Origin of the sequence: Rivularia sp. PCC 7116 (assembly GCF_000316665.1) — a bacterium.
GTDB lineage: Bacteria > Cyanobacteriota > Cyanobacteriia > Cyanobacteriales > Nostocaceae > Rivularia.
Map to the genome: position 1 here is coordinate 6122948 of NC_019678.1, position 14671 is coordinate 6137618.

The window sequence follows — 14671 nt, forward strand, 5'->3', positions numbered from 1 at the left end:
TGTTATAGTATGTCATTCTTACTATTACGGTGGGGACTAATTCTCGTCCAAGTCAATAATCCAAATTCCGGTCAAGCAGCTTCCACAATTACAGAAGATGGAATTGCAGCGAGTGAAGCTGTTGCTCAGTCGATGGACAAGCTTTGGAATGATGTACTTGGTGGAGGATTATATAGTGCGATCGCCAATCTCGGAGTTTTCTTTGCTGTCGGAACTTTGTTGATTTTTATGGTGCAGTGGACGAGAGAAATGGTAGATGGTGACAACAGCAAAGCTTTCTCAGAAATAATCTGGCCAATAGTAGTAATAGTTTTACTTACTAATAACGCCAAACTTTTATCCGAAGCAACTCTTGGACTTAGAGCTATCATCAATCAAACAAATCAAACATTACTCTCGACTACATCTGCTTCCATTCAGTTGCAAGAAGCCTATCAAAGAGTCATGCTCAAAAATGGTAAATCAGAAGCAATAAGAACATTAATTACTCAATGTAACGCCATCGCTGACCCGACTCAACAAACGGAATGCTTGGAAAATGCCCAGAAACAAGCGCAACAAATCGAATCTCAAATTGATAATAACGATTCCAATTTTCTTGAAGGTATCAATGATTTTTTCAACACTAATATTTTTCAATTAACAGTAAGAGGATTGTTATTAGCTTTTAGTATTGCCTTCCAATGGATTATAGAAGTTTCTATGTTACTGACAGCATTACTAGGACCTCTTGCTGTCGGAGGCTCATTATTACCTGTAGGAAATAAAGCTTTTTTCGCTTGGTTAACGGGCTTCTTCTCGGTAGGAATGGTAAAACTTAGTTTCAATATCATTTCTGGTTTAGTTGCGACGTTAGTTATGAATGCCGATAATAATGACCCGATGATTTTTGCATTTGCAATTGGTATTCTTGCTCCGATTTTATCTGTTGTATTAGCTGTAGGTGGAGGTATGGCAGTTTTAAGGAGTTTTTCAAGTATTGCGAGTTTGGGATTATCTTCTATTGTGACTGGGTTTGTCAAAAAATAGAGCAGTAATAGGTCAGTTTATGGCAATTAATAAAAACTTAAATTCTCAAACAGAAGACAGACGTTTAAAATTTTTAAATCGCACTACAACTCGTTTTTCTAGAAGTGATACTTTAGCATTATTCACTGTCGGTACTTTCTTATTACATCTTCTAGCTTTTGTAATCCTATTTTTGTTGTACGGTTCCTATTCTCAATTAAGTAGAAAAGCACCTCCAAGTTTAGTTCAATTAGAAAGTGGGAAATCAATTAAAGTTGCTCAATTAGGAAGCTTAGAACGCACTCCCCAAGTAGTATTACGCTTTGTTTCCGACACAATGAGCTTAATGATGAATTGGTCGGGGAATTTACCCGCTACGACAGTCGAAGATGCAGTGGAACCAAAACTCGACAGTGGTGTAGATATTAGTTCAATCAGTAATAGTAGAGGTAAAGTAACTCATGGAGCATGGCAAGCATCCTACGCTTTATCGTCAGATTTCCGGAAAGAGTTTTTAGAATTATTAGCCGATATAACACCTTCAAGAGTGTTTAAAGGAAAAACCCAAGTAGTTTTTGTTCCACAATATTTTCAACAACCAGTAAAAATAGCTGAAGGTAAATGGAAAGTAAGAATGATTGCTAACCTTACCATGTTTGAACAAAGTAATAAGTTAGGAGAAGTAATTCCTTTCAATAAAGAAATATTTGTCCAAGCGGTAGAAGCTCCTTCATCTCCATCGAAAAATGATGGACTTGCAGCAGTAGTTTATCAAGTACGTTCTAGCGGTTTAGAAATTTATGCAATACGAGATTTACCACAGGAGAATCTATGATGAATGATAATCTAAATTCGAGTGAAAATGTTGTCAAAGAAAACAATCAACAAGAAAGTCAAGAATCTTCAACTAATTGGGATGAAGAAAGTTTAGCTAAATTGCTTGGTTATGATGATTCTGAGAATAAAGATAATACTGTCTCTAAAACTGAGATAGAAACTATTGATGAAGAGGAGCCGACAAGCAATAACGAACAAGAGGAAAGCGATACAGATGTTAATGATTCAAATAATAATGTAGTTGATACGAAAGAATTATTTGATGACCCGCATAATGGTAAAACTCAGCCAACTTTTGCCACTAATCCCTTTGCTAAGTTTGGTGCAGTAGGCTTTATATTACTAGTTGTGTTTGGTACGGGAGCCACTTTCCTCAATACTATTATTTCTGGTAAACCAAGAACTGCACCCCTGATTTCAGATAAAAAAGCTGAAAAACCGAAAGTTCTTTTTGAAGAAAATACTAAACCAATAGAAAACGAAAACGGGAAATTAAAAGCCGAATTAGCATTGTCAACTCAAAGAGAGAAAATTAAATCTGTCTCCTCAGAATCAGAAAATACTAAAACACCTATTCCGAAAACGGATTCTCAAGCTCCACAAAAATTAAACGAAGCGAACATTAATACGAATAGGAAAAGCACAGCTTCAGTTGAAAGACCACCAGTTGTAAGTCGAACACCAGTTTATAGAACGATTCCTCGTCGAACAGTGCAAAATAATTATCCTGCTCGCTCGTACAACAGTAATAATAAAGCGTTACCTACTGCTCCTCCCAAAGCTACAATCAAACCAAACCCACCACTAATAACTTCTCCCGTAAGAAGAATACCACCACCACCTCCACCAGCTATACTTGAAAAAGCATCCGAAATTGACCCGACACAGCAATGGTTAGCTGTTAATCAATTAGGAAGCTATGGTACTGCACAAATTACATCTGTTACTGAAGATAAGAACGAACAGATAAGTCAAAAGGAAGTTAAGCCTACAGTTGATGAAAAGCCAGTTTTACCTACGACAATACCATCGGCTACACCTCTAATGGTTAATCAAACTTACGAAAATACCACTTACCCCAAACCACTTCATAGAGAAGAAGCTAAAATTCTAAATGCAGAGTGTTTCTATAATGAATCTTGTTCTCTTCCAGAACAAATTGTAAAACAATTAAAAATAGGTACTACTGTAGCTGGAAGATTAACTACACCTTTGATGTGGGATAAAAGCTTAACTGAAGATGCTACCCATAAACAACAAAATTTTAATAAACCAGAAAACTTTATTATTCAAACTACCGAACCACTTAAAGATAAAAATGGCTTTATTACTATTCCTAAAAACACTCAAATTGTTACGAATATTAAAAACATTCAAGAGTCAGGGTTAGTACAACTTCAAGCGCAACAAATTATTATTAATGGTAAGCAATACATTCTTCCCAAACAAGCAATTAGTATTCGTGGAAATAAGGGCAATCCTTTAATAGCATCAAAACGAGGTTCAAAAGGTAAAGATATTGCCGCACGGGATGCAGAAACATTTGTCGTTGGTTCTCTTGCAAAAGTTGGTAAAGTACTTAATCAACCGAAAGAGGAGCAATTTTCTACTTCAAGTGGCTTTGGCGGTAACAGTAGTTTTTCTTCTCGTCGTCGAAGTAATTCTAATATTTTAGGTGCTGTTTTAGAAGGTGGATTTGAACCACTTACCGAACAAATAGTAGAGCGGAATAAACGAAAAAATTCGGAAATTAAAAAGCAGCAAAAGGTTTGGTATGTTCCTGCCAATACGCAGGTGCAGATATTTGTAAATCAATCTTTTCAATTTAGTGAGTGATGAAAAATATCATAAAAAAAGCTGCGGTAATTTCTATATTCACCTTAATTAGCTTTACTAATATTTCAATAAAAGTAATAGCTGGTGAAATGAATTTTAGTGTCAAGCGAATAAGCAGCACAGTTGCAACTGGAAATAGTAAAAGCGCAATACCGTTGATTAAATTATCCCCTGGATATGGAGTCAATATTTCATTTATTCCTACTGGTGAAACAATAGAAAAAGTATGGTTGGATAATCCTAGTATTGCTTCTTTAGATGTAGATGGTTGTTTATCTGGGTTGGGGAAAGAATGTGAAGAAGATAATAGTGCAACTGTATTGCATTTACGAAGAATTAAACCCTTGGATTTTAAACAATTACCTTCTTCAAGTAGCAGTTTATTAACGGTAGTAGCCAGAGGTAATGACAAGCGAAGGGTCTATGTGTTCCGAATAACTCCTGGAGATACAACACCCAAATTTCACACAATTGAGATTACAAATGATAAAGAAGAGTTTAATACTAATAGATTTGGAAACACTACAGACATCAAGAATTTACAGTTAATAAGCCGGGGACTAATTGTTGCACGACAGCAGCGTTTAATTTCTTTAAAATCTCCTTTAATTCCAAGAGTTAAAAACTTTTTAGTTTTAGTTCGAGCAGGAGAACAAATAAATATGGCTGCTCGCAAAAATGGGATTTCGTTACAGTTGGTTAACAGATTAATGCAATTAGGAAATGAAAGTTATGAAACTTTTAAATAAAAAAATTAGTTTATTATCTGGTATCGGTTTATCAATAATAATTTCTGGTGCAATTATTATTTCATCTCAGGCTCAAGATATATCTAGTAATGAAACTAAAATAAAAACAATTGATTGGCAGAATACTCGTATCCCAGATTGGAATCAAATTGCTTTTTCTACAATGCCTTCTATCAATACCGATGGTTCATTCCAAGCACCTCCAGGTGTTCAAGAAAAGTTAGGTTATAACCCCAATCGCAGTTGGGGAAAAGGACAAAACGTTTCAGAATTTATGATGCTAGGTGACTTTCAAGACTCTTTTGAGTTACAAAAGTTTTCGCTGGCTGATATTTTTCAAATTACAAATTCCGATTCAAAAGATATTAATTTAGAAGAATTTGGTGTTATGAAATTACAAACTTTAGGTAGTTTAGTTTCTGCAATTCCTGGGTTAAAGAATACTCCTATTGGTGAAGTAAAGCCTGTAGAGTATTTACTTTCTCAAAATTTATCTAGCTCAATTGATGGAAATCAAAGGATTGGTAATTTACTAAAAAAATCTCCTCATCTGGGTAAGTTAAGTTTTTCTGAGGTCGATTTAACTTCTTACAATATTGATTCCATTCCTGGACTATCTGTTACCCCAATTGAAGAATTTTCCAATTGGCAAGGAGCTTACATTGATTCTGTTCCAGGATTAGAGTCGGTTCCTTTCTCCCAATTCCCTAATCCTATAAACGCTATAGGTGGAGAAGTCGGAATAGTTGATGTTGCTTTTGGAACCGATGAACAACTACGACAACGAACAATCTCTGGGAGTAAGAAAGAAGGTTTCGCGGTACCCTGTAAACAAGACTGCGCTCATGTTGAGCTATCTGGTTCTAAATCTGTTAAGGGTAAAGCTTGGGTTAGCGGTAAATATCAGTTAGTCAAAGGTGGTAGAGGAATGCTCGGTTCGGTAAATGGTGGGAAAGAACCTACAGGAAGACATTTATTTGGTGATGCTTTTAAAGTAGCGGTTTGGGATGTATCGGAAGTCGATGGGATGATGTCTCAAGCTTTGTTTTTTCGGGTCTGTATGCGGAATAATTTTGTTGATTTGGGATGTACACCCTATTTTATCGGTCCAGTTCCCTTTATGAGTTATCAAGAAAAAGACGCTATATTGTTAGGTTTGATAAATGGGGGTGGAGAAAATTCTACTTCTACTCCAACTGGATTAAAAAGTAGTGGATTCACTTTCAATAATTCTCCCATAACTTCAAGTAGTAATTCATCTAGTCTGTTATTACCTAATAAAGGTAGTTGCAACAAACGACATATATCGGGTACTAATATTGATGCTTTGAGTACTGCGCTTTCTGATATTCAAGATAATTACGACTCGGTAGGGAATTATCTTTGTGATGGTAAGGGTAATTGCGGTCGCTCTCTTGGTGCTATGCAATTTATGTCATACCGTCCTACTGTGAGAAAAATTATTAAGAGTAAATCTGGTGGGACTAAATTTCTTACTCGATTAGATAAAGGTGAGGAAGTTACGGGTGAAGAGATGGTGCAATATTTTTCACCTACAGAACAACAGAATTTAATTGCATCCGATACTAATCAATTATTGGATAAAGCATCGAGACAAACTGACCCAACTACATCAAAAGCATTTACAAGTGAAAGATTAATTGAACGTGTCGGTCAAATGCATTTTGGTGGTGTAAATATTCCAATTGATTCAGAAGTTCGCAATGCTAATGAAAGTGATTCTGTTAAGGGACATGGGATTGCAGTTGTAGATGGATATAGAAAAGCGGTGGAAGCAATGGATTGTATCGATAATAAATAAAAAATTTAACTATTATCTTTAATATGAAAAAAGAACTCCGCAACAAGATTATTCATTTTCAAATATCATGTATAATTTTGTTTTTTATTTCGGCTCCTATTTTATTATGGATGCTGAAAACACCATCATCTAATAAAAAAGTAAAAGATTTTGAATATAATTGGCAAAATGCTGTAGATGTTGTTCCTCAACCTCTACTTGCACAAGTAAAATCTTCTCTCCCAGAAACTAAGTTAGAAAAAAAATCAATCAAAGTTCTGAAAATATCATTAAATGGCGCTGGTGAATTATTTGTATTTGATTATCGTTCACCTGAATTATGTGGTGTAGCTGGCTGTTTATATGAAGTTTATCATTCAGAAGGAGAGCGTCTTCTACAGATAATAGCTGACTCAAAGCTACCATCTTCTCAAAAATTAATTCACGTTAAGAACTATACTTTTATGCCTTTTCCCTGTCTAATTTTTACTCAAAAAACAAACATGAATTCTATGGTATCTCTTAATAAATATTGCTTTGATACTGGTAAATATAACCACTTCCACGAAACTTGGACACCTGTCGAAAAAAACTAAAAAATGACAACTATTAAATTAGAGACAACTACTACACCACCAACTTTACAGATTGAAAGACTAGCCGATTTAATGAAGTCGGAATCCGGGTTGATACTTATGGGCTGTTTTTTGGCGATCGCCATTTTCAACTTCCTGTCTGGCAACAATCACAAAGGTAAAGTCGCAACTAGTTATTGGGGTGGTAAGTCTGAGAAAAACAAGGCTAAACGTAAAGCTAAAAGACAAATAGCCAAACCAATACGAAACTCAGTAGCGCTTTATGTTGGTACACCAGATTTCATTCGATCCAACCTTGAAAAACAATGGCGTGATGCTGGTTTAATCAAAACTAAAGCCACGTTCAGAAGACAACTACATATGTTGAAAGAACCAAACAGAACCTTATATGTACCTGATGCTCAAAGAGGAATTGCTGCTATTGGTGCAGCTGGTTCTGGTAAAACATTTTCAGTTATAGACCCCTTAATAAGAAGCACTTTTGACCAAGGATTTCCAATGTGTCTTTATGATTTTAAGTACCCCGCGCAAACTAAACGAGCTGTAGCTTATGCTATGAAACGCGGTTATAAGGTACGAGTATTCGCTCCAGGATTTCCTGAAAGTGAAACTTGTAATCCTTTGGATTTATTACAAGATGAGGAGGACGCTATTGCAGCCGGACAATTAACGCACGTTATTTCTCGTAATTTTGATCGCAGTAACAACAATAGCGATAAATTTTTTGAAGAAGCTGGCGATAGTCTAGTTGAAGGTATTTTACTTGTAACAAAGGCTGTTAAAGCTTTGACTGGGGATGATAAGTATTGTGATTTGATGATGGCGCAAGCTATTCTATCTCTACCAAATTTGGCGGCACGTATGGAAGCTGCTTCTAAGGATAAACTCAAAGTATGGACTTCTCGTCCGCTTTCTCAACTTATCAGCGTTAAGGATTCCGAGAAAACAGCAGTGTCGATTATTGGTACCGCACAAAGAATGTTTCAACGTTTTCTCAAACGCGATTTTGTCGGTGCTTTTTGCGGTAAAACGACGCTACCGCTGGATTTAGATGGAAAGCAGTTGATTGTGTTTGGGTTGGATAGAAATAACCGAGATATTGTTGGTCCACTACTTGCGGCTATTTTACATATGATTGTCACTCGCAATGTATCGCGTACTGTACCGCGTTCTGACCCTTTGATTGTGGCTTTGGACGAATTACCAACTTTGTATCTACCAGCGTTAGTAAATTGGCTCAACGAAAATAGGGAAGATGGGTTTGTAGGGATTTTAGGATATCAGAATATTGCTCAGTTGGAGAAAGTTTACGGAAAAGAACTGACAAGAGCAATCTTTGGAGGTACTGCGACTAAGTTTATATTTAATCCCCAAGATACGGAATCAGCCAAGTTGTTTAGCGACTACCTGGGAGAAATGGAGATTCAATTTAATTCAAAATCTCGCAGTACGGGTAAGGGTGGAGGTTCCCGTAGTACTAACGAGCATCATCAAAAACGACATTTATTAGAACCCGCGCAGTTTGCCAAAATGGGTACTGGTAAAGCGGTAATTATTAACCCAGCTTACCAGAGGGGTACGGAAGCTTATGTTCCTCTATTGCAAAAAATAAAGGTTCCCTTATCAGATATCCACCAGATGAATTGGTCAGAAGATAAATGGGAATTTGTGCGAGAAAGATTGATTCAGAATAATTCTGTAAAGGTAAGTGATTCTGAGCGTTCTAATCAGTTTTTAGAGCGTGTTCAATTGGCAGAAAAATTATTTCCATTACCTGAAAAACCCGGAACTATACCTTCTCCTCAAGAACTTGCGAGTGTGTTTTAAACGGGAGCAAGAAACGGGAAGGGGAAAATTAATATAAAGAGCAAGTGGAGAAATCAATAAATGCAAGCATTCCAATTAGAACAAACAAATTTTAGTCCAGATATTTCATCTATTTTAATGAATTATCCTTCATGGCATAAATCCTTAATTGAAGCGATAAAAAAACCATTGTTTGAAACAGGTTACTGTCCTTTTGTTATAGAAATATTTGACCAATATGGCTTATTAGCTGGCAGAATCAATAAATTTGGATGCTATGAATGTGCGAGAAACAGTAATCAGGAGAGTCAGTTTATAGCTTGGATGTTCGATGGAGAATTAGCAATTTTTTATTTGGATGAAAAGATTCTTCTGAATCGTATGCCAATGCATGAGGAGTTAACACAATGAGTGATATTTTTACATTAAACTCCGGAGATGCTACTGCTATTCAACAACATTACGAGCAGATAATTGAAACTTTATTACGAACGTTGCTAGATATTAAAAATTTGGGAGAGAATCAGCAACAAGATTTAAAAATATTTGATGGTGATAGATTAGTTTACGGACGAGATAATAATCAATTTAGAGACGAAATTTCTGGAATATCAGGACAGCTTTTAAATCCTCAATTAATTAGCGAACTTCAACAGTTACGCTCTACACCCGTTGGTAATGTTGTAGAAGGAGTAACTAACAAAAGAGTTGAATTAAATGGACAAGTTATTTTACATTCGGATGAAAATGGTAAAGTACTTGTTAACAATTTATTGGGTGAGCAAACGGTAAATAGAAGTCAAGAGAAGCCAGAAATTTTCCAAAAAAATAATTACATTAAAGAGCGTCAAGACTCAAATCAAATTCATGAAGGTGATTTTGTAAACACTGAATTAAATAATCATTCATCTTCAGTTAAAGAGGATGCAAATTTACCACTTACTAATGGTTCAACACGAGTTAAAGAGTCACTTAAAGTTTTAGAAGATAGTCCTTTAAAAAATATCTTACTGGCTGAAGTTGAACAGTTAAGAACTGAGTTAAAAGCATTGCAACAAGAACGTCATTTTTATCAAGAACTAATCTCTCAAAGGTTACGGCAACCCAAAAATACTTCATGGTGGCAGCAAGCTGTTAACAATGTTTCAACTGTCGTTCAAGGCGTGACTTCTGCTATAAAACTAGGAGTGCGGGAATTTAAAGATAATTCTGTACAACATAAAGGTGCTGCATCTTTAAAAACTTTATTTCATCTCCAAACGCAACCTGGAGCAAATCAATATACTGCTGGAGAATACCAAATTTCCCGTCAAGGTTCTTTATACGAAGTATCTAACGAAGCAACGGGTAAACAAATAATGCAGTTTCGTTCAACCCCTTTGGGCGTAAAAGTCTCTCAAGGTAATTTGGACAGCACACAAATTCAAGATATTAGCAATTTACAACGTTCTCTGAAGAAAAATGAACCCCTACCTACAACCTTTACTCCTATAGGTAAACAAGAAGCTGAGTATTTTAAGAGCGTAGAAAGAGTGACTAACGCTCTGGTGCAATATGCTATAGCTCAACAAAAAGAAGTAGAAATTGATGGTGTATTTTCTTATAAATGGCGAGCTAGTCCGGAAGGTAGGGTGCATATTGAAGCTAAAGATGGACGTGGTGTGTTGTTAGAAAAGGATGGGGGAAAGCTCAAAAGTAATATGAGTCAAAAAGATTTAACGTATTTTGAACAAATCTTACCAAAGCTGCAACCGTCACAACAAAATTTAGTAGAGTCCAAATCCAAGAATAACCAAGATTTTGAATTAGTTTAGTACAAAATTAATAACGGATTAACAATGGAATTATCTTATTTAAACGTATTGATTGATTCAGGTGTTCCTGTAATTAACGTAACTGCTTCAACCAGAGAACGTGCAACTGTTTTAGGGTCAATTATAAGAAACAGTGCTTCTCTAAAAAATGTTCCTGTATATCTATGGAATTCTGGCTGGGGATGCATGGAACAAGTAAATTGTAATTCGGAAGATAAAGTAGATTTTGAAGCTATACATTCTAGTTGTTTATGCAAGCACGACCTAGATGTTTTTGATGTTTTTGAGTTTTTAATGGATTCTGAAAGAGAAGGAATATTTGTTTTTGAAAACTTATTTTCTTTAGGAAATACTGCGTCAGAAGAAGATAAATTTTTTTCTCACAAACTTATATCAAAAATCATTAATATCTACTATGAACTTGAAAATAATAGTTTCTTCAAAAAACTAATCATTTTGACCACTGATAATGTTGAAATACCCTCAACTCTTGCTAGTTTAATTCCGACTTTATATAATCCATTGCCTTCTGAGAATGATATCGCTGATTACCTCAAAAAAGAATTACCATGTTTGACACAGAAAACTAATATATCGAGCCTAGTAAGTGCTGCTTCTGGTCTGACTATTGAAGAAATTCGCTTGGGGTTAAAAATTGCTATTCGTCCTGAAGAGACAACAAATATTCATGATTTATTAAAGCAACTTTTAGCTTACAAGATTAATCGCTTTCGTTCTTTGAATTTGAATTTTGTTTCAAAGCCAAGCGTACCTGATTTTGGCGGTTTAGATTTATTCAAGAAGTTTACCCACAGAGCCAAACTGGATTTTTCAACGGAAGCCAGGAAAGCGAATATTCCTCTTCCCAAAGGATGTTTACTAGTAGGGCCACCCGGAACTGGTAAAACTTTAGCAGCTAATGTCTGTGCTTCTCTTCTAGGTTTTCCTCTTGTTAGTGTAGATACTGCAGCAGTTGTGAGCGGTGGTGCTACATATTTGAAGCGTACTTTGGAGCGGGTTGAAGCTTGCGCTCCAGTAGTGCTTTACTTTGATGAGTTAGATAAGCTATTTTCTAATTCATCAACAGGTGGTGAAGATACTAATTCTACACAGATTTTAGGAACTCTACTTACTTGGTTGCAGGACAAAAAAACTGCGGTGTTTGTGGTTGCTACTCTCAATAGAATTGATGTGTTACCACCAGAGCTAACCAGGATGGGAAGATTTGATGAAATATTTTATGTGGGATTCCCTCAAGCTTACGAGCGTAAGGAAATTTTAATGATGCATTTAGCGAGATTTGATAAGCGATACAAGGATAGTGATGTGCTTACACAAAAAGAATGGCGGATTATTCTCAATAAAACTGTTAATTGTACTGGCGCGGAATTAGCTCGGATGGTGGAGAAGGCTGCTCGCAAATTGTTTCATCAAGGGCTTAAAATGAATATTGGTTTGAATGAATTATTGGAACAACGGGACTCGATGGTGCCGTTGTATGTCAGGGACACTGATAGAATTTTGGCGATCGCTAACCGTGCTAAGTATTTTTCACAACCCGCTAGCAGTGAAGATACATCGGTGTTTGCCCCTGCTATTACTTCCTTTTGGGGCGATGCGGTATAAGATTATAGCTATAAATAATAGCTAACTCTAATAACCTATACCGTTTGTACTAGTGAAGCAGATTCAGTTTTCGCTTGATTTTCTACTAGGGAATTAGCGATTAAATTCAATACCTCAGACTTGCGCTCTATCGACATCGAACCAATTAGCGATCGCAAATCAACCGTGTCTAGCATTGACTCCCCATTTAAAAGAGAAAAATAATAAATCTTTGCATCACTTGGTAGTGCAGCTATCAAGTTGAAAAGAGTTTCAGCCATCAAATCTTTACCTTTCCTGAATTGGCTAATCTGACATTCTTGTACTCCACTACTAAGTGCCAAAGATTTTGCAGGTATACCAAATTTTTTCAGTGTTTGAATAAAAGCTTTTCTGTAATCCATCTTTATATAATAAATATAATTTTGAGCCGTTTAATTATATAATTCTATAAGTAGCTAACTCGCAATAGAGATTCTCGGCGAATAATTTAATGCTACCAGATTAAGCAGGTTGCGACTTCGTATTGCGACTAAGCGCAATAAAGAAAGCATATTCTCCCGAACTAAAAAATATCAAGTTAAATAGTTGACGGCTATATAGCAATAGCTCTTATTTTTGCTTCTATTTAAGAATCAAGTGTGTTTGCTCCTAGTTGGTAGAGGATTCATCCGTAAGGAAGATATCAAAATGACAACTCTTTTTGACATTGAATTATATCAGGACTTTGAAAAACAAGGCACTCAACGCGACTGGGATAAAGTTTTTTATGACCCTGCTTGGGATGAACCAGACGGTCACAGTCTTCCCAAAATCGAGCAAAACAAATTTTTGGGAGAGGAAGAGGAGAATTTATCCCCTGAGAACAAATGTTTGTCAGGACTATCTGATTCAAAATTTTCTGAATCTATAACGGTCAAATCGGCGGATACGGAAGAATTAACCCCAACTCCTCAAAGTTCGATTCAACGGGAGCAAGAATCTGACCGATTATTATCTAATCATTCTTTGAAAGCAATCAGCTTGTGGCAGCCTTATTGCTCATTGATTGCTTTGGGTATAAAACAGTATGAGACTAGAAGCTGGAAAACCAACTATAGAGGTAAGCTATTAATTTGCTCCACAGCTAAACTAACTAAAAAGCAATATCAACAGTATCGTTCTATTTGTAGTAGCGTCGAATTACCAGCTTGGAACGAAATTAATTTTCCATGTGGAAAGGCGATCGCCGTTTGCGATTTAGTAGATTGCATCCCTATAACACCCTCGCTTATTACCCAGCAATCAGAAACAGAAATAAAGAGTGGTGATTGGGAAGTTGGACGTTATGCATGGAAGTTGGAAAATATTCAACCAATAACAGAACCGTTTGCTGTTAAGGGTAAGCAAGGACTATTCAATATTTCTGTTGATACTCTCCCATCTAATCCTGAAATAGCAGAATTAATAAAGACTCAGGAAACAACTACTCCTATTCCATCAGAAGATTATTTAAAATCTAATGCAGGGAGTAGGGGACAGGGATCTCTTAGCAATAAATCATTATCATCAGACGAATGGTACACTCCACCTCATATATCTGATCTTGTTACTCAGGTGCTTGGACAAATTACTCTTGACCCTTGCGCGGATGAAGGTAAGCACATAAGAGCAGCGCAGCACTACACAGTTCTTGATGACGGTTTAATTCAAGAGTGGAACGGACGTATATTTATGAATCCTCCGTACTCTGCGCCAAGTGTGTGGATAAAAAAGTTGCAAGCTGAATTTGAATCGGGACGGGTAACGGAAGCTATCGCACTAGTTCCTGCTGCTACGGATACTAGGTGGCTATCTCCACTACTGAAATCTCAACCCGTTTGTTTTTGGACTGGTCGAATCAAGTTCCTTGATATGAGTTACAAACCAAGATTATCAGCTCGGCAATCGCACTGTCTGGTTTACTGGGGTGGAAATTGGGAAAGGTTTAAGGAAGTGTTTGACCCTTATGGTGTTGTTTATCCTCCAGCATCTATGTGGGTTGACAAAAATGTTTCTACCCAGGATACAGTACTAACGGTTAACTCAACCATTAGTACTCATGAGCAAGAGGAAACGGACACAGTACTAATGGTTAACTCAACCGTTAGTACTCATGAGCAAGAAGAAACAGAACCAGTACTACCTGTTGAGCGAACCGTTAGTACTTCCGAGCAAGAGGAAACGGACACAGCACTAATGGTTAACTCAACCGTTAGTACTCCCGAGCAAGAGGAAACGGACACAGTACTAATGGTTAACTCAACCGTTAGTACTCCCGAGCAAGAAGAAACAGAACCAGTACTAACGGTTAACCCAACCATTAGTACTAAAAGAAGAAATCGGGGAAAGGGCACGGGCAGAATTCAGATACGAACTATTACCAAGAAGAATGGTAAACAGTACCAACAGGCTTGGTATGACTGGCAGCTAAAAAGTGGTGAAAAAATAATTTCTAAAAGTACTTATATTCCAAAGCGGTTATTAACTCAGATTCAGCAATTAGAGGTTGATAAGACACCAGTTCGAGCAATTTTGAAGGTATTAGGAATCAATCAATAAGCCAGGGAATACAATCCACGCTCAGCTAGTCCGTCAGCG

General features: G+C 36.5%; 12 protein-coding genes. 11 read left to right on the forward strand and 1 reads right to left on the reverse strand.

The features are described 5' to 3' along the window. The first annotated feature begins 9 nt into the window (after nucleotides 1–9). The 10 genes from RIV7116_RS23645 to RIV7116_RS23690 are packed head-to-tail and all read left to right on the forward strand — an operon-like array spanning nucleotide 10 to nucleotide 12073. The gene (locus RIV7116_RS23645; protein ID WP_015120853.1) at nucleotides 10–1029 is read left to right on the forward strand and encodes a hypothetical protein; all 1020 of its coding nucleotides are present in this window, start codon (nucleotides 10–12) and stop codon (nucleotides 1027–1029) included. A gap of 19 nt (nucleotides 1030–1048) precedes the next feature. Then, nucleotides 1049–1843: a hypothetical protein gene (locus tag RIV7116_RS23650; RefSeq protein WP_015120854.1), complete on the forward strand. Its 795-nt coding sequence runs from the start codon at nucleotides 1049–1051 to the stop codon at nucleotides 1841–1843. Further along, a complete protein-coding gene (locus RIV7116_RS23655; RefSeq protein ID WP_015120855.1) occupies nucleotides 1840–3681 on the forward strand; it encodes a TrbI/VirB10 family protein in 1842 nt (613 codons plus the stop codon). The genes RIV7116_RS23650 and RIV7116_RS23655 overlap by 4 nt, the downstream gene beginning before the upstream one ends. Then, complete coding sequence (locus RIV7116_RS23660) at nucleotides 3681–4430, forward strand: hypothetical protein (RefSeq protein WP_015120856.1); 750 nt, start codon at nucleotides 3681–3683, stop codon at nucleotides 4428–4430. Before RIV7116_RS23655 ends, RIV7116_RS23660 begins: the two co-directional genes overlap by 1 nt. After that, the gene (locus tag RIV7116_RS23665; RefSeq protein WP_015120857.1) at nucleotides 4414–6252 is read left to right on the forward strand and encodes a hypothetical protein; all 1839 of its coding nucleotides are present in this window, start codon (nucleotides 4414–4416) and stop codon (nucleotides 6250–6252) included. The genes RIV7116_RS23660 and RIV7116_RS23665 overlap by 17 nt, the downstream gene beginning before the upstream one ends. Before the next feature lie 23 nt (nucleotides 6253–6275). Continuing rightward, nucleotides 6276–6827 (forward strand): hypothetical protein, encoded by a 552-nt coding sequence (locus RIV7116_RS23670; protein ID WP_015120858.1) that lies wholly within the window; start codon nucleotides 6276–6278, stop codon nucleotides 6825–6827. 3 nt (nucleotides 6828–6830) lie between these two features. Further along, entirely contained in the window at nucleotides 6831–8654 is a 1824-nt protein-coding gene (locus RIV7116_RS23675; protein ID WP_015120859.1) for a type IV secretory system conjugative DNA transfer family protein, read from the forward strand. Between the two features lie 60 nt (nucleotides 8655–8714). Next, nucleotides 8715–9044, forward strand: coding sequence for a hypothetical protein (locus RIV7116_RS23680; protein WP_015120860.1), 330 nt, complete (start codon nucleotides 8715–8717; stop codon nucleotides 9042–9044). After that, nucleotides 9041–10447 (forward strand): hypothetical protein, encoded by a 1407-nt coding sequence (locus tag RIV7116_RS23685; protein ID WP_015120861.1) that lies wholly within the window; start codon nucleotides 9041–9043, stop codon nucleotides 10445–10447. The genes RIV7116_RS23680 and RIV7116_RS23685 overlap by 4 nt, the downstream gene beginning before the upstream one ends. Before the next feature lie 24 nt (nucleotides 10448–10471). After that, entirely contained in the window at nucleotides 10472–12073 is a 1602-nt protein-coding gene (locus RIV7116_RS23690; protein WP_015120862.1) for an AAA family ATPase, read from the forward strand. 35 nt (nucleotides 12074–12108) lie between these two features. Here RIV7116_RS23690 and RIV7116_RS23695 read toward each other — a convergent pair whose 3' ends face one another. Then, nucleotides 12109–12456: a hypothetical protein gene (locus tag RIV7116_RS23695; protein WP_015120863.1), complete on the reverse strand. Its 348-nt coding sequence runs from the start codon at nucleotides 12454–12456 to the stop codon at nucleotides 12109–12111. 286 nt (nucleotides 12457–12742) lie between these two features. Between RIV7116_RS23695 and RIV7116_RS34145 the strand changes: the two genes are divergently transcribed. Further along, the gene (locus RIV7116_RS34145) at nucleotides 12743–14632 is read left to right on the forward strand and encodes a DNA N-6-adenine-methyltransferase (protein ID WP_015120864.1); all 1890 of its coding nucleotides are present in this window, start codon (nucleotides 12743–12745) and stop codon (nucleotides 14630–14632) included. Nucleotides 14633–14671 lie beyond the last annotated feature (39 nt).

Excerpts from the sequence above, each read along its gene's own strand:
- RIV7116_RS23690 (WP_015120862.1), top strand. The coding sequence starts at position 10,472 with ATGGAATTATCTTATTTAAACGTATTGATTGATTCAGGTGTTCCTGTA.
- RIV7116_RS34145 (WP_015120864.1), top strand. The coding sequence starts at position 12,743 with ATGACAACTCTTTTTGACATTGAATTATATCAGGACTTTGAAAAACAA.
- RIV7116_RS23695 (WP_015120863.1), bottom strand. The coding sequence starts at position 12,456 with ATGGATTACAGAAAAGCTTTTATTCAAACACTGAAAAAATTTGGTATA.
- RIV7116_RS23660 (WP_015120856.1), top strand. The coding sequence starts at position 3,681 with ATGAAAAATATCATAAAAAAAGCTGCGGTAATTTCTATATTCACCTTA.
- RIV7116_RS23675 (WP_015120859.1), top strand. The coding sequence starts at position 6,831 with ATGACAACTATTAAATTAGAGACAACTACTACACCACCAACTTTACAG.
- RIV7116_RS23665 (WP_015120857.1), top strand. The coding sequence starts at position 4,414 with ATGAAACTTTTAAATAAAAAAATTAGTTTATTATCTGGTATCGGTTTA.
- RIV7116_RS23670 (WP_015120858.1), top strand. The coding sequence starts at position 6,276 with ATGAAAAAAGAACTCCGCAACAAGATTATTCATTTTCAAATATCATGT.
- RIV7116_RS23655 (WP_015120855.1), top strand. The coding sequence starts at position 1,840 with ATGATGAATGATAATCTAAATTCGAGTGAAAATGTTGTCAAAGAAAAC.
- RIV7116_RS23680 (WP_015120860.1), top strand. The coding sequence starts at position 8,715 with ATGCAAGCATTCCAATTAGAACAAACAAATTTTAGTCCAGATATTTCA.
- RIV7116_RS23685 (WP_015120861.1), top strand. The coding sequence starts at position 9,041 with ATGAGTGATATTTTTACATTAAACTCCGGAGATGCTACTGCTATTCAA.
- RIV7116_RS23650 (WP_015120854.1), top strand. The coding sequence starts at position 1,049 with ATGGCAATTAATAAAAACTTAAATTCTCAAACAGAAGACAGACGTTTA.
- RIV7116_RS23645 (WP_015120853.1), top strand. The coding sequence starts at position 10 with ATGTCATTCTTACTATTACGGTGGGGACTAATTCTCGTCCAAGTCAAT.